At 63.9% G+C, this 22686-nt stretch carries 25 protein-coding genes; 17 read left to right on the top strand and 8 right to left on the bottom strand.

All coding sequences use genetic code 11. The features are described 5' to 3' along the window. Window position 1: 1 nt before the first annotated feature. The 7 genes from HMPREF1219_RS09430 to crgA are packed head-to-tail and all read left to right on the top strand — an operon-like array spanning window position 2 to window position 7765. Window positions 2-427: an FHA domain-containing protein FhaB/FipA gene (locus HMPREF1219_RS09430; protein ID WP_016458694.1), complete on the top strand. Its 426-nt coding sequence runs from the start codon at window positions 2-4 to the stop codon at window positions 425-427. Further along, a complete protein-coding gene (locus HMPREF1219_RS09425) occupies window positions 428-1726 on the top strand; it encodes a PP2C family protein-serine/threonine phosphatase (protein ID WP_016458693.1) in 1299 nt (432 codons plus the stop codon). 3 nt (window positions 1727-1729) lie between these two features. Next, window positions 1730-3004: an FtsW/RodA/SpoVE family cell cycle protein gene (locus tag HMPREF1219_RS09420; RefSeq protein ID WP_016458692.1), complete on the top strand. Its 1275-nt coding sequence runs from the start codon at window positions 1730-1732 to the stop codon at window positions 3002-3004. Beyond that, a complete protein-coding gene (locus HMPREF1219_RS09415) occupies window positions 3001-4353 on the top strand; it encodes a penicillin-binding transpeptidase domain-containing protein (RefSeq protein ID WP_016458691.1) in 1353 nt (450 codons plus the stop codon). Before HMPREF1219_RS09420 ends, HMPREF1219_RS09415 begins: the two co-directional genes overlap by 4 nt. Beyond that, on the top strand, window positions 4346-5629 hold the full coding sequence (locus tag HMPREF1219_RS09410; protein WP_016458690.1) for a serine/threonine-protein kinase: 1284 nt from the start codon (window positions 4346-4348) through the stop codon (window positions 5627-5629). The genes HMPREF1219_RS09415 and HMPREF1219_RS09410 overlap by 8 nt, the downstream gene beginning before the upstream one ends. A gap of 7 nt (window positions 5630-5636) precedes the next feature. Beyond that, entirely contained in the window at window positions 5637-7496 is a 1860-nt protein-coding gene (locus tag HMPREF1219_RS09405; RefSeq protein ID WP_040427706.1) for a Stk1 family PASTA domain-containing Ser/Thr kinase, read from the top strand. A gap of 5 nt (window positions 7497-7501) precedes the next feature. Then, entirely contained in the window at window positions 7502-7765 is a 264-nt protein-coding gene (gene crgA / locus HMPREF1219_RS09400) for a cell division protein CrgA (RefSeq protein ID WP_016458688.1), read from the top strand. Here the strand turns inward: crgA and HMPREF1219_RS09395 are convergent. The 3 genes from HMPREF1219_RS09395 to HMPREF1219_RS09385 form a co-directional block, all read right to left on the bottom strand. Beyond that, window positions 7762-8913, bottom strand: coding sequence for an HNH endonuclease signature motif containing protein (locus HMPREF1219_RS09395; protein ID WP_016458687.1), 1152 nt, complete (start codon window positions 8911-8913; stop codon window positions 7762-7764). The genes crgA and HMPREF1219_RS09395 overlap by 4 nt on opposite strands. A gap of 103 nt (window positions 8914-9016) precedes the next feature. Further along, window positions 9017-9649: a rhomboid family intramembrane serine protease gene (locus HMPREF1219_RS09390; protein WP_016458686.1), complete on the bottom strand. Its 633-nt coding sequence runs from the start codon at window positions 9647-9649 to the stop codon at window positions 9017-9019. Continuing rightward, entirely contained in the window at window positions 9633-10124 is a 492-nt protein-coding gene (locus HMPREF1219_RS09385; RefSeq protein WP_016458685.1) for a peptidylprolyl isomerase, read from the bottom strand. Before HMPREF1219_RS09385 ends, HMPREF1219_RS09390 begins: the two co-directional genes overlap by 17 nt. A gap of 51 nt (window positions 10125-10175) precedes the next feature. Here HMPREF1219_RS09385 and HMPREF1219_RS09380 point away from each other — a divergent pair, with 51 nt between their 5' ends. Beyond that, a complete protein-coding gene (locus HMPREF1219_RS09380) occupies window positions 10176-10397 on the top strand; it encodes a hypothetical protein (RefSeq protein WP_016458684.1) in 222 nt (73 codons plus the stop codon). Window positions 10398-10426: 29 nt separating this feature from the next. Here the strand turns inward: HMPREF1219_RS09380 and bsaP are convergent, their stop codons facing one another. Both bsaP and bioB read right to left on the bottom strand, forming a co-directional pair. Next, window positions 10427-10642, bottom strand: a complete 216-nt coding sequence (gene bsaP / locus HMPREF1219_RS09375) for a biotin synthase auxiliary protein BsaP (protein WP_016458683.1) — start codon at window positions 10640-10642, stop codon at window positions 10427-10429. Further along, on the bottom strand, window positions 10629-11624 hold the full coding sequence (bioB, locus tag HMPREF1219_RS09370; RefSeq protein ID WP_016458682.1) for a biotin synthase BioB: 996 nt from the start codon (window positions 11622-11624) through the stop codon (window positions 10629-10631). The genes bsaP and bioB overlap by 14 nt, the downstream gene beginning before the upstream one ends. Before the next feature lie 182 nt (window positions 11625-11806). Here bioB and deoC point away from each other — a divergent pair, with 182 nt between their 5' ends. Genes deoC through HMPREF1219_RS09350 form a run of 4 tightly spaced genes read left to right on the top strand, consistent with a single transcriptional unit; the run spans window position 11807 to window position 15958 of the window. Next, a complete protein-coding gene (gene deoC / locus HMPREF1219_RS09365; protein WP_016458681.1) occupies window positions 11807-12454 on the top strand; it encodes a deoxyribose-phosphate aldolase in 648 nt (215 codons plus the stop codon). Continuing rightward, window positions 12441-13895: a phospho-sugar mutase gene (locus HMPREF1219_RS09360; RefSeq protein WP_016458680.1), complete on the top strand. Its 1455-nt coding sequence runs from the start codon at window positions 12441-12443 to the stop codon at window positions 13893-13895. The genes deoC and HMPREF1219_RS09360 overlap by 14 nt, the downstream gene beginning before the upstream one ends. Before the next feature lie 2 nt (window positions 13896-13897). Beyond that, window positions 13898-14611 carry a purine-nucleoside phosphorylase gene (gene deoD, locus HMPREF1219_RS09355; protein ID WP_016458679.1) on the top strand — a complete coding sequence of 238 codons (714 nt, stop codon included), beginning with the start codon at window positions 13898-13900 and terminating at the stop codon, window positions 14609-14611. Beyond that, window positions 14612-15958, top strand: a complete 1347-nt coding sequence (locus HMPREF1219_RS09350; RefSeq protein ID WP_016458678.1) for an MFS transporter — start codon at window positions 14612-14614, stop codon at window positions 15956-15958. It abuts the gene before it with no gap. Window positions 15959-16114: 156 nt separating this feature from the next. On the opposite strand, the gene HMPREF1219_RS09345 is transcribed toward HMPREF1219_RS09350, so the two are convergent. Both HMPREF1219_RS09345 and HMPREF1219_RS09340 read right to left on the bottom strand, forming a co-directional pair. After that, window positions 16115-16951 carry a hypothetical protein gene (locus HMPREF1219_RS09345; protein WP_016458677.1) on the bottom strand — a complete coding sequence of 279 codons (837 nt, stop codon included), beginning with the start codon at window positions 16949-16951 and terminating at the stop codon, window positions 16115-16117. A gap of 219 nt (window positions 16952-17170) precedes the next feature. Then, window positions 17171-17971 (bottom strand): PfkB family carbohydrate kinase, encoded by an 801-nt coding sequence (locus HMPREF1219_RS09340; protein WP_016458676.1) that lies wholly within the window; start codon window positions 17969-17971, stop codon window positions 17171-17173. A gap of 18 nt (window positions 17972-17989) precedes the next feature. Here HMPREF1219_RS09340 and pth point away from each other — a divergent pair, with 18 nt between their 5' ends. Genes pth through HMPREF1219_RS09325 form a run of 3 tightly spaced genes read left to right on the top strand, consistent with a single transcriptional unit; the run spans window position 17990 to window position 19283 of the window. Beyond that, a complete protein-coding gene (pth, locus tag HMPREF1219_RS09335; RefSeq protein ID WP_016458675.1) occupies window positions 17990-18547 on the top strand; it encodes an aminoacyl-tRNA hydrolase in 558 nt (185 codons plus the stop codon). Between the two features lie 59 nt (window positions 18548-18606). Further along, the gene (locus HMPREF1219_RS09330) at window positions 18607-19044 is read left to right on the top strand and encodes a hypothetical protein (protein ID WP_016458674.1); all 438 of its coding nucleotides are present in this window, start codon (window positions 18607-18609) and stop codon (window positions 19042-19044) included. Window positions 19045-19046: 2 nt separating this feature from the next. Continuing rightward, entirely contained in the window at window positions 19047-19283 is a 237-nt protein-coding gene (locus HMPREF1219_RS09325) for a hypothetical protein (protein WP_016458673.1), read from the top strand. Here HMPREF1219_RS09325 and HMPREF1219_RS12325 read toward each other — a convergent pair. Next, entirely contained in the window at window positions 19280-20311 is a 1032-nt protein-coding gene (locus HMPREF1219_RS12325; RefSeq protein ID WP_016458672.1) for an Nramp family divalent metal transporter, read from the bottom strand. The two genes, HMPREF1219_RS09325 and HMPREF1219_RS12325, sit on opposite strands and share 4 nt — an antisense overlap. Window positions 20312-20678: 367 nt before the next feature. Here HMPREF1219_RS12325 and HMPREF1219_RS09315 point away from each other — a divergent pair, with 367 nt between their 5' ends. Next, complete coding sequence (locus HMPREF1219_RS09315; RefSeq protein WP_016458671.1) at window positions 20679-22028, top strand: AAA family ATPase; 1350 nt, start codon at window positions 20679-20681, stop codon at window positions 22026-22028. 4 nt (window positions 22029-22032) lie between these two features. Then, complete coding sequence (locus HMPREF1219_RS09310; protein WP_016458670.1) at window positions 22033-22674, top strand: RloB family protein; 642 nt, start codon at window positions 22033-22035, stop codon at window positions 22672-22674. The last annotated feature ends 12 nt before the right edge of the window (window positions 22675-22686 follow it).

The raw sequence follows: 22686 nt of genomic DNA, 5'->3' as shown, positions 1-22686 counted from the left end.
TGTGGAAGAGAACATCCTACTAGCGGTGCGGATCGGGGTGACTGTTCTCCTGTGGCTGTTTGTGTTGCTGGCGCTGCGTGCCCTGAAGAACGACACGCGGATGCAGCAGGTCACCTCCGGCGCCCGCCCGCGTCTGGGCCGCAAAGGTGCCCCACAGTGGGTGCGCGCAGGTAACGAGCAGGTCAACCTGGCAGGGCTAACGGAGGTCACCCTGGGTCGGTCGCCGTCGAACACGTTCCCGCTTATCGACGACTTTGCCTCCGGCACCCACGCCCGTCTCACCCGCCGCGGCAACGACTGGATCATCGAGGACCTGGACAGCCGCAACGGCACCTTTGTCAACGGGTATAAAATTGACCAACCTGAGGCCGTGGATACCTCCAGCGAAATTAAGATTGGCCAGACGATAGTGAGGTTGGTGCCCTAGATGTACACATTCAATTACGCGGCCCGCTCCGATGTCGGCCTCGTGCGCGGCAACAACGAGGATTCCGCCTACGCCGGCACGCACCTCATCGCGCTGGCGGACGGCATGGGCGGGCATGCCGCCGGCGAGGTCGCCTCCCAGCTCATGATCAAGCACATCATGGTGCTGGACAAGAACCCCGGCGATAACGACCTGCTGGCGCTGCTCGGGGCGGTGGCCGCCGACGGCAACGAGTCCATTCACCGCCACATCGCGGGCCACCCGGAGACCGACGGCATGGGCACCACGCTCACCGCGCTGCTCGCCGGGCCCGAGGGCGTCGGAATGGTGCACCTCGGCGATTCGCGTGGGTTCATGCTGCGCGACGGCAAGCTCTCCCAGATCACCCACGACGACACGTACGTCCAATCGCTTGTCGACGCGGGTCAGCTCGCCCCCGAAGAGGTCTCCACCCACCCCGACCGTTCCAAATTGTTAAAGGCGTACTGCGGCATCCCCGTCGAACCGCTGTTGAAGGACCTCGACCTGCGCGAAGGCGACCGGGTGCTGCTGTGCTCCGATGGGCTCACGGACCCGGTGACCGCTTCCACCATTGAGACGACGCTGTCGCAGGGCACCCCGCAGGAGGCCGCCGACACGCTCGTCGAGTTGGCGCTGCGCTCCGGCGGGCCGGATAACGTCACGGTGGTGGTGGCCGACATCGCCATCACCGATGACGAGCCCGAGCGCTCGCCACTCGTGGTGGGCGCTCTCGACACGGAAGCCACGTATAACCCGAACCCCAACACGGCAGCGGGGCGGGCGGCGCTGGCCGGCCGCGCCCAGCCGGAGGTCATCCCGCCGGCGGCCGAGGCCCAGCCAGAGCCCAAGAAGAGGCACGCGACCGGCTGGATCATCGCGCTTGTCGCGGTGCTTGTGGTGGCGCTCGGCGGCTTTGTCGGCTGGCGCGCGGTGACGAACAACTACTACGTGGCCGCCGACGGCGAGGCGATCACCATTTACAACGGCGTCAACATCGCCGGGCTGTCGCACGTCCACCAGCGGCCCTGCCTGGACGAAAGCGGCAACATCTCGCTCGATGACACCGGCTCCTGCCACCAGTTCACCCTCTCCGACCTGCCCGAGGATGCCCGCACCTCCATCGCCGGGCTGCCCGACGGCTCCTACGACGACGCGCTGGGCCAGGTCCGTCGCCTCGCCGATAGCGCCCTGCCCGTGTGCGTGACACGCACCAATCAGGACAAGGCCGGCGACGGAGACCTTGCCACCCCGGGTGTCAACTGCCGGGAGGTGAAATAGCAGGTGAGGTTCCGCGCCAAAGAATTTGGCCTGCTCATTCTCGCCGCCGTCGTTTTGACGGCGGCCGTCATCAACTTAGAGCTCGCCCTCGGTAACCCGCTGACGTGGGAGGTGGCCTGGATCATCGGCGGCTTCGTCGCCATCTTTGCCGGTGCCCACGTCGCGCTCAGCATCCTCGCGCCCAACTCCGACCAGATCATGTTGCCCGTGGCCGCCCTGCTCAACGCTTTCGGCCTCATCATGATTTACCGGCTTGACGACGCCCTCGACACCGACCTCGCCTCCAAGCAGGTGCTGTGGTCCGTGGTGGGGGTGGGCCTGTTTGTGGCCACCCTCATCATTGTGCGCAGCCACCGCGTGCTGTCCAAATACTCCTACATCCTGGGGCTTGTGGGCCTCATTTTGTTGGCCCTGCCCATCGTGTGGCTGTGGGCACCTGCCAACGCCGACGCGCGGATTTGGATCTCCATCGGGCCGTTTTCCGTCCAGCCCGGCGAGTTTTCCAAGATCCTTCTCATCCTCTTCATCGCGCAGCTGCTCACCACCAAGCGGGCCCTGTTCAACGTCGCCGGCTACCGGGTGGCGGGGATGCAGTTCCCCCGCCTGCGCGACATGGCCCCCATCGTCATCGTGTGGGGAATCGCCCTCATCATCATGGCGCTGGAGAATGACTTCGGCCCGGCGCTGCTCCTGTTCACCACCGTGCTCGGCATGATCTACCTGGCCACGGGGCGTGAATCGTGGCTCATCATCGGCGGCGTCCTCGTCGCCATCGGCGGGGTGGGAATCTACACCATCAGTGACAAGATCCAGTCCCGCGTGAACAACTTCTTGGACCCCATCGCCCACTACGACACCACCGGCTACCAGCTTTCCCAGGCTTTGTTCGGGCTGAGCTGGGGCGGACCCGGCGGCACGGGGCTGGGCCAGGGCTTCCCGCAGGAAGTCCCCGTGGCGCACTCCGACTTCATCCTCGCCGCTGTGGGCGAGGAACTGGGCCTGGCGGGGCTCGCGGCGATCCTCATCCTCTTCGCCATCCTTGCCACCCGCGGCTTCAAGGCCGCCATGGGAACCACCGATTCGTACGGCAAGCTCCTCGCCGGGGGCCTGTCCATCACCGTCATCGTGCAGGTGTTCGTTGTGGTCGCCGGCATCTCGGCCCTCATGCCGATGACGGGGCTGACCACTCCGTTCATGTCCCAGGGTGGCTCCAGTCTCATGGCCAACTACATCCTGCTGGCCCTGCTCATCCGCGTCTCGGAGGAGGCCCGCTCGTGAATCGCACCATCCGCATCGTCAGCGTCTTCTCGCTCCTGCTCGTCCTCATCCTGCTGGTGAACCTCACGTGGGTGCAGGTGTTCCGCACCGACGAGCTCGCCGATAACCCCCTCAACCGCCGCCAGTTTTACAAGGCCCAGATGATCGCCCGCGGCCCCATCACCGCCGGCGGCGAGGTGCTCGCGAGCTCCACCAAGCAGGACGACGGCACGTACGTCCGCCAGTACGGGCAGCAGGCGCTGCTGTACGGCCCGACGGTAGGCTACCTCGATCCGCAGCTCGGCGCGGCCGGCCTGGAGGCCAGCCAAAACGACGTGCTCAACGGGGAGAACACCGTCAAACTCACCGTCAACCCGGCGATCCAAAAGGCCGCCTACGAGGGGCTTGCCTCCCGTGGGTACGAGGGCGCGGCCGTGGCCGTCAAGGCCTCCACAGGCGAGATCCTTGCCATCGCTTCCACCCCGAGCTACAACCCGGCGACCGTCACCGAGAACTGGGAGGAGCTCTCCTCCAATGAGATGAGCCCCCTGCTCAACCACGCCACGCAGGACAGCCTGCCCCCGGGATCAACGTTTAAGGTGATCACCACGACGGCGGCACTCATGAACGGCTACGCGCCCGGCTCCCCGCTCACCGGTGCCCCGCAGATCACGCTGCCCGGCACGACGGCAACCCTGGAGAACTACGGCGGCGCTGCCTGCGCCGGTGGCGGCACCGTGTCTCTCACCACCGCATTTGCCAACAGCTGCAACACCGCCTTCGCGCAGCTCGGCTCCGAACTAACCGACGAGCAACTCACCAAGGTGGCCACCGCCTTCGGCGTGGGCGAAACCTCCGACCTCGGGCTCCCCGAGGCACCCGGCGCGCTCGGCGATCTCACAGACGCGGCGGCGCGCGCCCAGTCCGCCATCGGCCAGCGCGACGTCTCCATGACGGTGCTACAAAACGCCATGGTGGCAGCGACGGTAGCCAACGGTGGACTGCGGATGAAGCCGTATATCGTGAGCGAGGTTCTGGGACGCGATCTCAAGGTGAAGCACAAGACCACCCCGAAGGAGGCCGCCGAGGTCATGCCCAAGGAAGTCGCCGACCAGGTGACCACCCTCATGCGCGCCTCCGAGCGGGCCACGCTCGGCTACCAGGGCGGCACGATTGCCTCCAAGACCGGAACCGCGGAGCACGGCGAGGATTCGAGGAACTCGGACCCCCACGGCTGGTACATTGCCTTTGACGGCGACGTGGCCGTGGCAGTCGTCGTCAAGAATGGCGGAGACCAGGGTGCCCGAGCGGTAGGCGCAACCACCGCGGCGCCCATCGGGCGAGCAATGTTGGGAGCAGCACGTGGATAATTACGAACTCATCGACGTCATCGGCCACGGCGGCATGTCCACCGTGTGGCTCGCCCGCGACCGGGCGGGCCGAGAAGTGGCCGTGAAGAAGCTCAAGCCGGAGCTCACCGGCAACGCCGAATTCGTGCAGCGGTTCCAAAACGAGGCCCGGGCCGCCATGCGTGTGACCAACCCCAACGTGGTGCGCACCTACGACTTCACCGACGACTCCATCGTCATGGAATACGTCCGCGGCGAATCGCTTGCCGACCTCCTCGCCCGCGAGCACACGCTCCCCGAGGACGTCGCCCTCGATGTTATGGAACAGACCGCCCACGGGCTCGCCTCCATCCACCGGGCCGGGATGATCCACCGCGACATCAAGCCCGGCAACCTGCTCATCACCGAACAGGGCCAGGTAAAGATCACCGACTTCGGCATCGCCAAGGCCGCCAGCGCCGTGCCGCTCACGCAAACCGGCATGGTGGTGGGCACGGCCCAATACGTCTCCCCCGAACAGGCGCAGGGACGGCCACTGGGGCCCGCCTCCGACGTGTACTCCCTCGGCGTGGTCGGCTACGAAATGCTCACCGGGCACCGGCCATTCACTGGCGACAACTCCGTGTCCGTCGCCATCGCCCACATCAACCAAGCCCCGCCGGCCATGCCACAAACGATCAGCCCGCAGGTGCGGGAACTGGTGGGCATCTGCCTACGCAAGGACCCCGGCTCGCGGTTCCGCGACGGCTCCACACTCGCCGGTGCCGTCTCCCAGGCGCGGGCCGGGAAACGCCCCGCCGGCGCCCCGCCCACGACGGTGGCCCCCGCGGTGACGGGGACGACGCGGGCACTCGGCCGCGAGGTGCGGCCCACCACCGTGCCCAAGGATTCAACACGTACCTACGCGCCCGCGCCCACGCAGAAGAAGTCCGGCGGGGGCGGGACGGGGTGGCTCGTGTTCATCGCGCTGCTGCTCGTCGTGGGCATCGGGGCGTTCATGTACTACTTCCTTGGGGTGCAGGACTCCACGCCCGACACGACGCAGGTGACGACCACGAGCGAGGTCATCGTCACGCAGACGGTGGCGCCACGGCCCGTGGAGCCGGCGCAACCCACCACCACCAGTGCGCAACCGTCGAGCACGTCCCCTACAACAAGGACGACGGTGGCACCCTCCGAGCCGACAACAAGTGCAGGTCGGCCCAGCTCGGTTACGCAAACCAGCGCCCCGACGAGTAAGATTCCCATACCAGAAGTACCGCTGCCCACTGACTTTCTAGAATTGGGGGAACCGTAAAACGATGATGATTGCATCACGCTACGAGCTAGGCGACTCCATCGGCACCGGTGGCATGAGCGACGTCTACCAGGCGACCGACACAATCCTCGGCCGCGACGTAGCCATTAAGATTCTGCGCAACGACCTCGCCCGCGACGAGGGGTTCCGCGACAGGTTTAAGAAAGAGGCGCAAAACAGCGCCCAGCTCAACCACCCGGCCATCGTCAGTGTGTTTGACACGGGCACCATTGAGCGCGACGGCATGGAGGTGCCGTACATCGTCATGGAGCTCGTGCACGGCAAAACCCTGCGCGAAGTGGGCCCACTGCCCGTACGTGAGGCAGCCAAGATCATGGTGCCCGTGGCGCAAGCGCTCGCCGCCTCGCATGCGGCGGGCATCGTCCACCGGGACATCAAACCGGCGAACATCATGATCACCAACACCGGCGACGTGAAGGTCATGGACTTTGGCATCGCCCACGCCACGACGGACACGACCTCCGCCATGACGCAGACCTCCGCCGTCATCGGCACCGCCCAGTACCTCTCCCCCGAGCAGGCGCGCGGCAAGGTGGCCGACGGGCGCAGCGACATCTACGCCACCGGCTGCGTGTTCTACGAACTGGTTACCGGGCATCCGCCGTTCGCCGGCGACACCCCGTTCTCCGTCGCCTACCAGCACGTCACCGAAGACCCCGAGCCGCCGTCGACGCTCGTCGAGGGGCTCTCCCCCGCCGAGGCACTGGCACTCGATGCCGTGACGCTTACGGCCATGGCGAAAAACCCCAACGACCGCTACCAGAACGCCGAGGAACTCGCCGAGGAACTCGGGACGCTCGCCCGTGGCGGCACGCCACTGGCGGCGCGCTCCTATGCGGAGCTACCGGAAGAAGTCGAGGAAACCGTCGAGGAGGACGTCGACAAGCAAGAGGAGGAGGAACCCACAAGGAACCCCTGGCGCTGGGTAGTAGCCGTCCTCGCCGTCATCTTCCTCTCCATAGCCGGCGTGTTCGCCTACAACTATCTCGACCTCGGCGGCGGCGAACGGCAAACGAGCCAATCCATTGCCATCCCCCAGATCGCAAACCTGAGCAAGGAAGAAGCGCTCACCAAACTCGAAAGCGCGGGGCTAAAAACCACCGTCATCGAGGAAACCTCCCCCACCGTGGAGAAAAACCACGTCATCCGCACCTCACCCGCCGAAAACTCGCGCGTACCCGGCGGCACCACCGTCGAAGTGTACGTCTCCACCGGCAAGGAAATCACCGAGGTACCCGACCTGAAAAACCTCAACACCGCCGACGCGCAGAAGAAACTCGACGAAGAGGGCCTCAAACTGTCCACCACCGTCAAGGAAGACAACTCCGACACCGTTAAGGAAGGGCTCGTCATCGAGCAATCCCCCTCCGCCGGCAGCCAAGTATCCAAAGGCACCGAGGTCACCATCACCGTATCCATCGGCCAAAAGCTCGTGCGCGTGCCAGCCCAAAAAGGCACCACCTTCGACACCGCCCAAGCCAACCTCAAAGCCATGGGCTTCGGCGTGCAGATGCAAATGGTCGACGGCGTCGAACCCGAAGGAACCGTCATCGCCACGGCCGGGGAAGGAACAGAGGTCGCCGAAGGGACCGTCGTCACCGTCCAGGTGAGCAACGGCCAACTCATCCGCACACCCAACGTCGTGGGAATGCACGTCACACAGGTAGGAAAGGCGCTCGAAGCCGCAGGCCACAGCGGTGCCACCAACCAGCAAACCGCACCCACCACGAACCTCACAGAGATCGACAAGGTGGCCACACAACAGCCGCCAGCGGGCACGCCCATCAAAAAGGACCAGCCCGTCACCATCCAGGTATTCGGTCTCGCGATCCCTAATGTAAACTAACTGCCATGCCTAAAGCCAAAATCACGAAACAATCCACGCCGTCGTCCGGCAGCGTCAGCCGCACGCCCGTGAAAATCAACTCCACCGGCACGCCCCGGTGGTACATGGCCATCATGTTCGGCCTCATGCTCGTGGGACTCGCCTGGCTCGTAGTCAACTACCTCGCCGGCACCGACATCGCACTCATGCGCGACCTCGGCCCCTGGAACTACGGCATCGGATTCGGGCTATTCATCATCGGACTGCTCATGACCATGGGGTGGCGCTAAAAAGCAATCCGGCGATCCGGGTTGTTCGCGTTCCACATGCGTTTGGCAACCCGCACGGCCCCACCTTGTGCACACGGGTGCATGTTGAGCAGCTTCTCGCCGCCAAACGCGGGGACCCAATAATCGAGGCCGTCGATTTTCTCCATGTGACCGTGCTTGGGTTTGGTGCGGTCATCGTCGTTGCGCCCGTTATCGAACTTGCACAACACGGAGAAATTCTCCTCCGTGGACCGGCCGCCGTCCTTATACGAATGCACGTGGTGGACCTGGGAATATTCGGCGCCCGTCCCGCAATCCGGCCACGCGCACACGGGGTTTTTCACCTTCTGGATGAAACGATCGAGGGGATCGGCGAAACGGGCGTGGGGGTTCGGGGTATCGAACTGGTAAAGGCCGAGGGTGGCGCCGTCGAAAGGATCGAGGAGGATGGCGTAACCCTTGTCCGTAAGATCCGCCTGCGCGAGCTCCAGGCCGGTGATGGTGGAGCCGTTGGTGAGCGAAAACGTGTACTGGTTACGGGCCTCCTTCGTCTTGCCGATGACGTTCTTGTCCAGGGTGAGGACCACCATCGGGGTGATCTGGGAGGAGCCGCCCACATCGGCGCCGAGGATCAGGTCCTGGATGGCGTCGGCAGGGTGAACGTTGTTATCGGCTGAGTACTGGCGGACGCGCTCCATGACCATCTCCATCTTGTAGCCGGTGCCGCGGACGTGGAGATCCATGAGGGTGGAATTCTTCACGTCGCGGGCCGAGACGATCTTGTCCGGGGCGTCCACGCGCTTGCCGTTGAGGCGCGCGACGAGCTTCTTGGCCTCCGCGGTCAGGAGCCGGTCGTCGGCAGGCAGGCGGGTGAGGGTCTCGCGGACCTCCCACATGCGGCGCTTGTTCACGAGCTTTTTGGCGTAGCGCTCGACGATCTCCAGGGTATCGAACGTGTGGCCCTGGGCCGTGATGTTTTCACGGGCTGCAGCCTGCTTCTTGGGGTTGTTTGTGCGGCCCGTGTAGATCTTCGCAAGCTTGTGCAGGCTCGTGGCAAGCTTGGGCGATTTTACGCGGGCAAGGATCGCTCGTTTGGGGAGCCCGCTGGCTTCGTCGAGAAGGTCCACCGTGCCAGCGACGGCGGCCCCCAGTGCTTCTAGGCAACTCATGGCCCACAGGTTAGGCGCGTACCCACGTGTCCAACGGTTGGAGACGTAGGGGGTGTGGATAACTAGGGGTGTGGGAGGGGGCTATGCACAGGAAGCAGAGGTTCTAGTAGACAGCGAGGGCGACCGCCGCTAGGGCGGCAACGCCCAAGGTCAGCCAGCGACCGCGGGGGCCGAGTACGGCCAACGGGTAGGCGAGGACGGCGCCGATGATGAGCCCGCCGAGGTGGCCCCAGATGGAGATGCCCTCGCCGATGAAAGTGTACGCCACGTTGATGACGAGAAAAACGCCGATGGCACGGACGTTGCCCCTGTGTTTGGCCGCCACTCCCAGGCAGATGGCGAGGATGGCGAAGATGGCACCGGAGGCTCCGACGGTGGCGGAATAAGCGTCGACAAGCGAAATGGAAAGGCCGGCCCAAAAAGCGGTGACCAGGAAGGTGACGACGAGTTGAAGCGGGCCGAGAAAGCGCTCGAGGGACCAGGAGAAGACGAGGATGGAGGCGCAGTTGACCGTGAGGTGGTAGAGACCCGAGTGGACGAACGCGTACGTGAGCAGGCGGTACGGTTGGTCCGGGAGAAGCGGGCCGTAAAGCACCCAGGACTGGGCGAGCGGGGCCGACAGGTTGTGCGTGAGCGAGCCCGACTGGATGGCCGTGACCAGGTGGATGGCGACGAGGAAAAAGATAATGCCCCAGGTGGCTGGGGCATTTCTGATGAAGCTACGCGATGGAGACACTGTTGATGACAACGGGCTCCAGCGGGCGATCCATGCGGTCGGTGGGGACGTTAGCGATCTCGTCGACAACCTTCTGGGAAGCCGGGTCCGTCACCTCGCCGAAGATGGTGTGGTGGTTGTTGAGGTGCGGGGTCTTGGCGACGGTGATGAAGAACTGGGAACCGTTCGTACCTGGGCCCGCGTTGGCCATCGCGAGGAGGTACGGCTTGTTGAAGGAGAGCTCAGGGTGGAACTCGTCCTCGAACTGGTAGCCCGGGCCGCCCATGCCGGTGCCCGTCGGGTCGCCGCCCTGGATCATGAAGCCGGCGATGATGCGGTGGAAGATGACGCCGTCGTAAAACGGCTCGCCCGTCTTCTCGCCGTTGGCCAACGTGACGAAGTTGTCGACGGTCTTGGGGGCGTGGTTACCGAAAAGCTCGATCGCGATGTCCCCGTGATTAGTGTGGAGAGTCGCGGTTGCGGTCGAAATACTCATGGCCACTATCGTATACCCTATTAGCAGGAACCGTTTTGCAAAGGAGTTCGTATGTTCTCATTCTCGTGGCGGAAGCTCATCGCCACCATCGGCTTTTTCCTCGCCGGCGGCGCGCTGACGTATTACTTCTACCATCGCGAATCCACCTCGCCGAACACGAAGCCGCCGAAGCTCGCCGACCTCACCAACGTGCTGTCCGGGCCGCAGGGCGACGACGGGGCGAAGGGCAGCGAGGAGGCGCAGGCGCACCACGAGTCCGCCTCCCCGCACTAAACAGTTGGGTACGGGGGGTAATGGTGTGACTAGTGGCGCAGCCAGGCGGAGTCGAGCTCGCCGTGCTTGGCGCAGTGGGCGACCCAGCCGTGCGGGGTGACCTGCACGGCCATTTTTCTGCCGCAGAGCTGGCAGAAGCGGGGCGGCTCGTAACCTGTGCGGGGGCGACCACCGTAGGGGTCGAAGGTGGGGGGCTCGCCGGAGAGGACAGCGTCGGCAAGCGCAGTAGAGCTAGACCGTCGCATTGAGGGCCTTGATGGGGAGGTGCATCCGGTCGAGCATGTCGAGGTCATTCTCGGCGTCGCGGCCGAGCGTGGTGAGGTAGTTGCCGGCGATGACCGCGTTGATGCCGCCGAGCAGGCCCTTCTCCGTGCCGATATCGCCGAGAGTGAGCTCGCGGCCGCCGGCGAAGCGGAGGATGGTGCGCGGCAGGGCCAGACGGAAGGCGCCGATGGCGCGCAGGGCATCCTTGATGGGGACGAGCGGGAGGTCTTGGAACGGGGTGCCGGGGCGGGGGTCAAGGAAGTTCATGGGAACCTCGGTGGGGTTGAGGGCGGAGAGCTCGGACGCGAACTCGGCCCGCTGCTCGAGGGTCTCGCCGAGGCCGAGGATGCCGCCGACGCACGTCTCCATGCCGGCGTCGCGGATCATCTCGACGGTGTGGACGCGCTCCTCCCACGTGTGCGTGGTGACCACGTTGGGGAAGTGGGAGCGGGCCGTCTCGAGGTTATGGTTGTAGCGGTGGACGCCGGCCTTTTTCAGGCGGTCGACCTGGGCCTGGTTGAGAATGCCGAGGGAGGCGGACACGTTGACGTCCACCTCGGACCGAATGCGGCCCACCGCATCTTCGACCTGCTCCATGAGGGCCTCGTTGGGGCTGCGGACGGCGGCGACGATGCAGAACTCGGTGGCGCCGGTCTTTTGGACTTCCTTGGCGGACTCGATGAGACCCTCGATATCGAGGCGGACGGCCTTGACGGGGGAATCGTAGAGGGCGGACTGGGAGCAGAAGCGGCAGTCCTCGGGGCAGCCGCCGGTTTTCAGGCTGACGATGCCCTCGACGTCGACCTCTTCGCCGCACCACTTGACGCGGACTTCGTGGGCGAGGGAGAGGAGGTCGTCGATGCGGTCGTCGGGAAGCTGGAGGACCTCGAGGAGTTCATCCTGGTTGAGTGGGGTGCCTTCGTCCAGCACCTTTGCGCGGGCGCGCGCGAGAATATCGGTCATGGCGAAAAATCTCCTTAGCAAAACGTCGTTCAACTTATCTTAAACCCTGTTCGACGGTCGCGTGCACCCGAGCGGGGGTAATTTTTCTGTAACGGGCGGCACTTTTGACAATCTATCCATTGACACGTGTGCATGGCGTGCCCATAATCGGGCATAGAAGGAAAATCACCAGGAAGGACACTATGAAACGTTCAGAATTGGCCCACATGATTGACCACACGCTGCTCAAGCCAGAGTCTACGCGCGCCGATGTCGACGCGCTTGCCAAGGAGGCAGGCGAGCTCGGCACGTACTCCATCTGCGTCTCCCCCTCCATGCTGCCCGTCGACACGCCCGCGGGCGTGCACGTCGCCACCGTCATCGGCTTCCCGTCCGGGGCCGTGAAAACGTCCGTCAAGGTGGCCGAGGCGCGTCAGGCCGTGGCCGACGGTGCCGACGAGGTGGATATGGTGCAAAACATCGGCTGGGCGAAGGAGCACAAGTTCGCCGAGATCGAGGAAGAAATCCGGGCCGTGAAGGGTGCGTGCGGTAGTGCGCTCCTCAAGGTCATCCTCGAGACCGCGACGCTTTCCGACGAAGAGATCGTGGCGTGCTGCACGGCCGCCGAAAAGGCCGGGGCCGACTTTGTCAAGACCTCGACGGGGTTCCACCCGGCGGGCGGTGCCTCCGTGCACGCTGTTTCGCTCATGAGCGAAACGGTAGGCGGACGGCTCGGCGTGAAGGCCTCCGGCGGCATCCGCGATGCCGAAACCGCGCTGGCAATGGTCGACGCAGGCGCCACGCGACTGGGGCTCAGCTCCTCGAAGAAGGTGCTCGATGGACTCGCATAAGCCATTCGGACTGCACTTTGGCACCGCCGGGCTGCGCGGCACCGTAGGTGACGGCGACGACCAGATGAACGTGACCAACGTCAAGCGGGCCACGGCGGGGCTTGCCGCCTACCTCGGCCCGGATTCCCGCGTGGTAGTCGGCTGCGACGCCCGCCACGGCTCGGCGGAATTCTACGACGCCGCGCTTAAGGTACTCTCCGGCGCCGGCGTCCACGCCATCGGGTTGACCCCCAAGCGGCCCACCCCTGTTACCGCGTTCGCCGTGAAATTCTTGCAGGCCGACGCCGGCATCATGATCACCGCCTCCCACAACCCGCCGGAATACAACGGTTATAAGGTGTACCTCTCCGACGGCATCCAGATCGTGCCGCCGGCCGACGCCGACATCGCCGCCGCCATCGAGACAGCCCCCGTCGATCCGCCGCTGTCCACCGATCTCATCGAACGGTGCGATGTCACCGATGAGTTCATCGCCGCGGCAGTGGGGATGTGCCAAACCGCCGACGCCAACGCCAAGGCCGGGCTGAAGATCGTGGTCACGCCGATGCACGGCGTGGGCGGTGCAACTCTCGTAAGCGCACTGAAGAGGGCGGGGTTCGGCGACGTGGTGTGCGTCGACAAGCAAATGGAACCCGACCCAGACTTCCCCACCGTGCGGTTCCCCAACCCAGAGGAACCAGGGGCGCTCGATTTGGCGCTTGAGCTTGCCGAAGAGGCCGGCGCGGACCTCGTCATCGCGGCCGACCCGGACGCCGACAGGCTCGCCGTGGCGGCCGACGGCGAGCAGCTCACCGGCGACGAGACCGGACTGCTGCTCGGGCACTACCTGGCCCAGAAGGGGCTCACCGGGTCGCTGGCGAACTCCATCGTCTCCGGGCGGGCGCTGGGCAAGGTGGCCGAGAAATTCGGGCTCGACCACTACGAAACCCTCACCGGGTTCAAGTGGATCGCCCGCGCATCAAAGCTCGGGTTCGGCTACGAGGAAGCGATTGGATTCTGCTGCGACCCGGCCCACGTGAGCGACAAGGACGGCATCTCCGCCGCGATCGTGTTCGCCTCGCTCACCGCGGAACTCAAGGCCCGCGGGGTAACCGTGCACGACCACCTTCGGTCCGTGCGCACCGAATTCGGCGGGTACACCACCGCCCCACTCACGTTCAGGGTGACCGACACCTCGCTCATCGCGCAGGCCATGGACCACATCCGGGCCACCCCACCCACATCCTTGGCGGGCTCCCCCGTGGTGCGGGTGGTGGACCTCACCGACCACGAACCACCCACCGACGGCGTCATGTTCTTCACCGAGGCCGACGACCGAGTCGTCATTCGGCCCTCCGGCACCGAACCGAAACTCAAATGCTACCTCGAGGTCGCAGGCGACCCGACACGAATCGACCAGCTCAAAAACGACGTGGCACGGGCCACGGGAATGGAGAAATAACCATGCGAGAATCAACACCCCACATCAACCCACAGGGCGCACCGATTGCGGAGACCATCCTCCTGCCCGGCGACCCGCTGCGGGCCAAGTTCATCGCCGAGACGTACCTCGAGGATGCCGTGCAGTTCAACTCCGTGCGCAACATGCTCGGCTTCACCGGTACCTACCAGGGCCACGAAGTGTCCGTCATGGGCTCCGGCATGGGCATCCCCTCGATTTCCCTGTACGCGTGGGAACTCATCCACGACTTCGGCTGCAAAAAGCTCATCCGCGTGGGCTCCTGTGGCACCATCCAGAAGGACATCGACCTCTACGATGTCATCATCGGTCAAGCAGCGTGCACCGATTCCAACTTCGCCTCCCAGTACAACCTGCCCGGTACGTTCGCACCGATCGGATCGTTCCGCCTCATTGAGGACACGTACCGTCGCGCCCGCGAGCAGAACATCCCCGTTCACGTAGGCAACATCCTCTCCGCCGACGTGTTCTACAACTACGATTCGTCTGTCAATGACAAGTGGGCCGCGATGGGCGTGCTCGGCGTGGAAATGGAATCCGCGGGCCTCTACTCCGTGGCCGCCGAGGCCGGCGTGGAAGCCATGGGCATTTTCACCGTCTCCGACAACATCATCACCGGTGCGGCCACCACCCCTCAGGAGAGGCAGACCGCCTTCACTACCATGATGGAGCTCGCCCTCCCGCTGGCGGCGATCTAAATGTTTGAGGTTTCCACCAAGGCGAGACGCAACCCCAAGGTTGCCATCCCCATCCTCATCTTCGTGTTCCTGTTCTGCCTGGTGGTGGACAACGGGTTCAAGTTCATCACCAAGGCGATCGGCGACGACCTCTCGCTGACGCCCTCGCAGGTATCGCTGCAGGCGACCATCGCCGGCATCATCATCGGCATCGGCGCCGTAGTGTACGCGGCGCTGGCGGACTCCATCGCCATCCGCAAGCTGCTCACCATCGGCATCGCGTTCATCGTCGTGGGATCCCTCATCGGGTTCTTCGGCCAATCCATCTGGGCGCTCGTGCTCATCGGCCGCCTCGTGCAGACCATCGGCCTCTCCGCCGCCGAGACACTGTACGTGATCTACGTGACCAAACACATCGCAAAGGAAGAGCAGAAAACCTACCTCGGGTTCTCCACCGCATGCTTCCGGGGATCCATGCTCATCGGCGTGCTCACCGGCGGTTACGTCTCCGCCAACATCCACTGGACCGTCATGTTCCTGTTGCCGCTCGTGCTCATCCTCGCGGTGCCGTTCGTGCTGCGGCAGGTGCCTGAAGAGGAAAACGTGTCCGTCAGCCACCTCGACTCCACCGGGCTGGGGATCGTCAGCTTCATGGCGCTCGCCATCACGCTCACCTTCACCCCCGTCTTCATCCCAGGGTGGGCCTGGTTCGTGCTCGCACTCGTGGCCGCCGGCGCCTTCTGGTGGCACATCGGCCGCGACCCGCAGGCGCTCGTGCAGCGAGAGTTCTTCTTCAACGGCCGCTACGTGTGGGCACTCGTCACCGTGCTGCTCGTGTACTCCACGCAGCTCGGCTGGATCATCATGTTCTCCTACATGGCAAGCGACCTGCATGGGCTCGACATCGACACCGCCAGCGCCCTCATCGCGCCCGGCTACGCGTGCGCCGTGGTGGTGGGCGTATTGTCCGGGTGGATTGGCAAGTTTTTGCCCAACCGGCAGGCGATCATCCTCGCGCTCGTGCTCATCTCGGCGGCGCTGGCCCTGCCTGCAGTGCTGTCCACCGTGGGCGTGTGGGTGCTCGTGGTGTCCATCGTCATGTTCGCCACCGGCTTCGCGCTCATGTACGCGCCGCTGGTCGCCTCGGCGGTGTATTCCATCCCGCCGGAGAAATCCGGCATCGCCATCGGGTTTTACAACCTCACCATCAACATCGCCATCCCCGCCGGGATCGCCTACGCCTCCGGGCTCATGGACTCGAACCTGAGCTACTCGGGGATCCTGTGGATCCTCTTCGCCGTCGCCGTCGCGGGCCTCGTGGTGTACGTGGTCTCCGATGCCATCATGAGGCGGAAGGAAGCCGCATAGGAGGGTTTTTCGGTGGGGTTTTCCTGGGTTTTCCTGGGTTTTCCTGGACTTTCCTGCGAAACCTGGAAAAAGTTGACACAACCGGTTGTAGCATATCTGACCACCTGCTCTTTTGCAGGTGGTCAGACCATATCGGTGTGCAGTTTTGCCTACGCGCTACCAGGCGGGGCCACCACCCCGGAGTTGAGACTGTGGGAAGGGCACCCCACGATTCCACATGGCTTTCAGCTCGTCCAGCCACACCCCCGACGCGTAGGTGTCTTTTGTTATACGAATGAGGTTGATCCCCTCGCTGACAAGCCGGCGTTCGCGGGCGCGCTCCAGGTTGATGGCCCTATCTGCGGTGTTGCCGTAATAGCCGTGGGTTTTGTTCCACCCGTCGTACTCGAGAGCCAACGAGCGTTCCGGGTAGAGGAAGTCGGGGCGACCGATGAATACCATGCGCACGTCATAGATCTCCGTCTGCTGCTGTGGCGGCGGGAAGCCGCCGCGGGACAAGGCTACTTTGACATCGCTTTCCCGCGGACTCTCGGATAGACCGTTGATGAGGCGAAGGGCCTGACGCATCTTAGGCGATCCGTGCTTCCTGTGACGGCGTTTTTCTTCCTCATGAAGCTGCTCAACCGTTGCCAACCCCCGCTTGACCGCGGAGTCGCCAACCCGTACGGCCTCCAGCATCTGGTACCACCTGGCAATATCAGCAACGGTAGCGGCTGGCGATGTGAGCTCCACCTCATAGCCCCTGATAACCCTGTTAATCATGCAGCCTGGTGGCACCGCTCGCCTCAGAAAGTGCGGCGGAACCTGTGGTCTGCCACGCACATCTACGCAGGAGTAGTTGTAACGCAGCGGAAGCTCATACAGCGCCGCAGCGGACACTCCCACCAGCTCGTACCCCGCAATTCCAGCCGCCAGGCAGCGCAGACGGTACTGCTCCGATGGCGGGAGGAGACGAAACTCCGCCGCGTCGTAGTACACGCCGCGGTTCAGCATAACAAGCGTGCCCTGGTTTTTCAGGCGAGTGATCCGCGCGCGCTGCGCGGACGAGAACCCCCGTGTGTGAATTAATCCCCCATGTTCCACGGCTTGATTGTGACACGCGGGGTGTGCCTGCGCAACACCTGGATGGAAAAAGTTGCCTCATCACTTTGTAGCGGGTTTGACCACCTGGGAATATTCAGGTGGTCTGACCATATAAGTGTGGAGTTGTTCCTACGCGCCCTGCCACACGGTGTCGAAGGGGGTCTCGGCGGAGACGCGGGCGACGATGCCGCGGTAGACGAGGTCCTTGGCGGTGGCTACGGCGTCGTAAATTGAGTCGCCCTTGGCCAGCTCGGCGGCGACGGCGGCGGCGAGGGTGCAGCCGGCACCGGATACGCGCTGCTCGCCTACCTTGGGCTTTTCGTAGCGGGTGATCTTCTCGCCGTCCCACAAGACGTCGACGGCGTTCGGGCCGGGAAGCTCGACGCCACCCTTGGCCAGCACGTACTTGACACCCTGGGAACCGATCCTGCGGGCGGCCTCCTCGAGGTCCTCCACGGTTTCGATGGAGTCCATGCCGGAGAGGGTCTTGGACTCGAACACGTTGGGGGTGACGACGGTGGCCAGCGGGAGGATCTTCTCGCACAGGGCGTTGTCGGTGTCGAGGGCGGCGCCCGGTTCTTGGCCCTTGCAGATGAGCACCGGATCAACAAGCACGTTGTCCCACTCGCGCTCGCGCAGGCCGCGGGAGACCACGTCGATGGTGTCGGGGGTGCCAAGCATGCCCACCTTGACCGTCTTCATGGACGGGTGGGCGGCAAGGGCCGCCTCCATCTGCTCTGCGATGATGTCCGCCGACACCGGGTGGAAGCGGTGGCCCCAGTTGTTCTTGGGGTCGAAGCAGACGATGCAGCTGAGCGTGCCGACGCCGTACACGCCGAGCTGCTGGAAGGTTTTCAGGTCTACTTGGAAGCCGGCGCCACCGGTTGCTTCACTACCGGCGACGACGTAGGCGAGTTGTGGTGAAGTCATATATGCAACACTAGATGGGTGAAACTTTTCCGTAAGCAACCCCACCCCGTCTGGCTCGTCGTCGGGCTGGGCAATCCCGGGCCCAGGTACGAGGCCACCCGCCACAACGTGGGCTACATGGTGATCGACGCGCTCGTGGGCGATGCTGCCTGGGAGCCGATCCGCGGGATCCCGGCCCGCTACATTCTTTCAGGCGACGTGGCGTACGTGCGGTCGAACACGTACATGAACGAGTCCGGTGACGCGGTGGGCCCGGTTGCGAAAAAGTGGGGGGTGGATCCGGGCCATGTTGTGGTGATCCACGATGAGCTGGACCTACCCGTCGGAAAGCTCAAACTGAAGGTGGGGGGAAACGAGAACGGTCACAACGGCCTCAAATCCGTGAGTGAGTGGCTCGGGCGAGAGTACGTGCGGGTCAAGGTGGGCGTGGGGCGACCGCAGGGGGTGAGCGTGGTGGAGCACGTTCTCGGCCCGGTGGATGAGGGGACCGACATTGCCGGTGCCGCGGAGGCGGTGCGGGAGATTTGCGCGGAGGGCGTGGTGAAGGCGCAGAATTCCGTCAACGCGAGGAAATGACACGCCCGCGCAGGTACGCGTTTACACTTGAATAAAAACCCCGAGGAAAGGACACCCCCATGGCAGGCTTCTCCGAGGCAGAGCTGGAGGCAATGAAACAGCGGGCCGCAGAGCTCAGGGCGGACGCGGACAGCGGTGTCAAGGGCGCCAAGAAGTACGCGCGGGACGAGCAAGCCCTGGTAGAGGCCATCGACGAGCTGGAGGGGATGGATAAGACCATCGCCGAGCGGATCCACAGCATCGTCATCTCCGAGGCCCCCGAGCTGCACGCGCGCACGTGGTACGGGTTCCCTGCCTACGCCGACGACGAGGGCAACGTCATCCTCTTCTTGCAGCCAACCGCCAAGTTTGGGGCCCGGTACTGCACGCTCGGCTTCAACGACCACGCGCAGCTCGACCAGACCCATATGTGGCCCACCTCGTACGCCATCATCGACGTGAACGACAAGGTGGAGGCCACCGTCCGCGGACTCGTCCGGCGCGCCGTAGGCAAGTAGCCATGGTCGCCGCGCCCGTCGCCCTCGCAGCCCTGGTGGTTGTGCTTTCTTTCGCTTTCCGACGCTCCTTTGGTCGCCGTAGCTCGGCCATCCTCGGTGGGCTCACCGGCGGTGGGTGCATGGCGTGGATCGGCAATACCGGGCCCACTGTGGAACAGACCCGGGACATGCTCATCGCCGCCGTCGCCGTCACCGCGGTATTCCTCGTGGTGGCGGCGGTGACGCACAGGCGCGGCTAGCTCAGCTTGAGCAGCACCTTGGACGACCCGGTGGAGCGGTCGGCGGCCGTGGCGAAGGCGGCGGGCGCCTCGCCAATGGGGAACTCGTGGGTGAGCAGGGGCTCCACGTCGAGCCCGGAGGCCATCGCCTCGAGGGCGTCGGTGACCTCGTCAATGAAGCGGTAGGAGCCGATGTAGGTGATCTCGCGGGTCACAAGTTGGCCCAGTCCGATCGGTGCCGGCTGACCGGGGAGGTTACCCACCTGCACGAGCGTGCCGCCGCGGCGGGTGGCGCGCAGCAGGCCATCGATGGCGGCCGGGGCACCGGAGCAATCGAACACGAGGGGGACATCGTGGGGCAGCTCATCGCGGGTGGGGTTGATGAGGTGATCGGCACCCATGTCGCGGGCGTGGCCGAGGGAGAGATCGGCCAGGTCGCAGGCGTACACCTCGGCGGCCCCGAAGTGCTTGGCGGCACCGATGAGGAACGCGCCGATGGGCCCGCACCCGTTGACAAGAATCGTCTGGCCGGCGATGGGCCCGGTGACGCTCTCCGCGCGGCGGATGCCATGGATGGCAACGCCCAGGGGCTCGGCGGCGGCGGCCGTGCGGGTGGTCACGCCCGCGGCACCGATGACGCCCGCCTGGCCGGTGACGAACTGGAAGAACATAATGAGGACGATGTAACTGGGCCAACCATGGCCCGCAATTGTGGGCTTCACCTCGTCGTAGCCGAAGATCGCCGGCTTGCCCGTGGAGATCGACCAGCGCGCGAGCTCTACCTGGATGAACACCTTGACAAAGGTGGACACGAAGATGAGCCACAACAGCATCATTCCCACCCTTGAGCCGAGCGTGGTGGCGGTGATGAGCTCCCCGGAGCCGACGACCGCGGCCGAGGTGATCATGCCCGGGCCGAGAAACTTGAGCGACTGCTTGAGGCCCGTCGGCGGCTCCTGGATTTTCTCCTTGGTGAGGACGTACGGGTCGTGGCGTACGTCGTCGATGGTGGTCTGCGCGTGCTGCGTGTCCTGCGTATCGGATGCCACAATCGATCCTTTCTGTCTTTCCGCTTCGCGGCGAAGTTGGTATCCCCTCGAAACTAAAAATGATGCTATCAATAGAAATGAGCGGCACGGCCCGTTTTTACTTTGCAAGTTGTGGCAACCGCGGGATGTGTGGCTCGACCGCGGCTTTTATTGTTTGTTCAATACCCGGCTCACCCCCTTCCTACACCCCCGAAACGTAGCTTGGGACGGTTCCCGGCCCGGCCCGTGCCAGGCAAGCAGCCAGCGGCAAGCCGGCGGGAATGCGAGAGCTCACGCGAAGCCCTCAACCGCCACAAAAGCTGCGGTATTTTCTCGCCTTTTGTACACTTGGGGTGACCACGTTGGACTACCCAAGGAGGAGGAAGCAATGCTCCTCGATCTCACCGTTTCCAATTTTCGCTCCATTAACCAGCCGGTTTCTTTCAACCTCGTGCCGGGACGCGAACAGAAAGGCTCGGCGCAACTGCCCTACCTAAAGAAATATCGCCGTAAGGTAAACCCGGTCGCTGCACTTTTTGGCGCGAACGGATCGGGAAAATCAAACATTCTCGCGGCGCTGACTGCTTTTAGAGAGCTCCTCCACCCCTCCTCGCTTCCGGGTACACCACTGAACTACCAACCGTTTCTGCTCGACGACGATTCACGCACCAAGCCGACGGTTTTCGAGGTGTTGTTCTGCTGGAACGAGACGCTGTACGAATACATCATCTCCTACACCAGGGAAGCGATTCACAGTGAACATCTCACGCGGTTAACAAGCCGCAGCGAAGTAACCATTTTCAGCCGCGACGAGTCCCATCTCTTCTTCCATGGGCACCGTATCGACCCCGCTCACCCCTCGGGAATCATCGAGACTCTTCTCGCAACTGCCCCGGCAGCAACGCCGATCCCCACCTACTTTGCCGCCTCATCACCTCGGCTGACCGACGAGGAATCCCGCCGCAAAATCAAGGATCTCACCGCAGTTTTCACGTGGGCCGGCAAAGTGCTCGTGGTGGATACTCGCGCGTCGCGTCGCCTGGACTTCTACCCTTACCGCGAGAACTGGAAGCACATTATTCCGGACATCGATGCCGGCATCGTGGGTGTCATTGAGACGGAGGTCGCCCCCTCGTCGCTACGCCTTTCCCCCGGGCTCTTGACGAAAATCGAGGACGAGCTGCACTCCCGCGACGCTCGGCACGATCTGCCGACCATGGAGATCGAAAATGCCGGTGAACGCTACAAGTTCAGTCTCCACGATGGGCGTATTTCGATACACAGGATCGCCATGGTGCATGAAGGGCACGATGACTTCAACGCACCCCTTAGCTGGGAGAATGAATCCGATGGCACGAAGTCGGCAGCTCGGCTCATCAGCCAAGTCTCGGCACTCGTGCATTCCCGCGAGCCCTTTGTCCTCGCCATTGACGAGTTGGACAAGAGCTTCCATACCGAGCTTTCGCGGGCGCTTCTCGACGGATTCCTCGAAGCGTGCAACCCTGGGCTTCGGTCGCAACTTATTTTCACCACTCACGATCTCATGCTCATGGACCCGCAGCGCCTCCGCAAGGACCAAATCTGGCTGGTGGAAAAGCGCGCGGGTGCCACAACGCTGACGGTCCTCTCCGAATTCGACGGTTTGCGCAGTGACAAGGACATCCGCAAGGCGTACCTCCAAGGTCGGCTCGGCGCGGTTCCCGCGATCTCACCGCTGCCGTTCCAAGCAAAGGGGTGACGAAGTGAACGCACGCCAAAAACTCAACCGGAATCGGAAGCGAGCCAATACCCGCGCCTTGAAGGCACTCTTTGGGATAATCGTCGAGGGCGACACCGAAAAGCGTTATTTCGACCGCTTTCGAGGCGCCAATGTAAAGGTAAAGGTGGTTCCCGGGCGCAGCGCCCCCGATCCTGAGTCGCTCACGGAGCTTGCGGATGACGTGCTGGACGAGTTTAAGCGCAAGGGCGAGATCCGCTCGGGCGACCAAATGTGGATAGTGTCCGACAAGGACACGTACACCGCCGAACAGATCGAGGTGCTATTTTCCTGGGCGGCGAAGCGCAAGGATCGCGGGCTGGGGCTCTCGCTTCCCCAGTTTGAGTACTGGTTGCTTCTTCACTACGAGGACGGCGTAGGCGTACTCACCCAACGAGAATGCTTAAGCCGCCTCCACCACCACAACCCCCATTACCGCAAGAACGACCTCTCTTCTGTGAGCTTCAGTGAGGCCGACATCAACCGGGCCGTACAGCGCGCGCGGCGTTTTCCACCGCTGCCACCCACGTTTAGAGAATTCCTGAATAGTGGGCTAGACAGAAGCGCCTACACGTCGGTTCACGTTCTCGTCGAACGCCTCCTCAAGGAGACTGCTGTAGCCAGCTAAATTTATACTTAG

It is taken from the genome of Corynebacterium pyruviciproducens ATCC BAA-1742, assembly GCF_000411375.1.
Classification (GTDB): domain Bacteria; phylum Actinomycetota; class Actinomycetes; order Mycobacteriales; family Mycobacteriaceae; genus Corynebacterium; species Corynebacterium pyruviciproducens.
The sequence above is the reverse complement of the archived record's forward strand: the minus strand, read 5'-3'. Positions and strand labels throughout refer to the sequence as shown.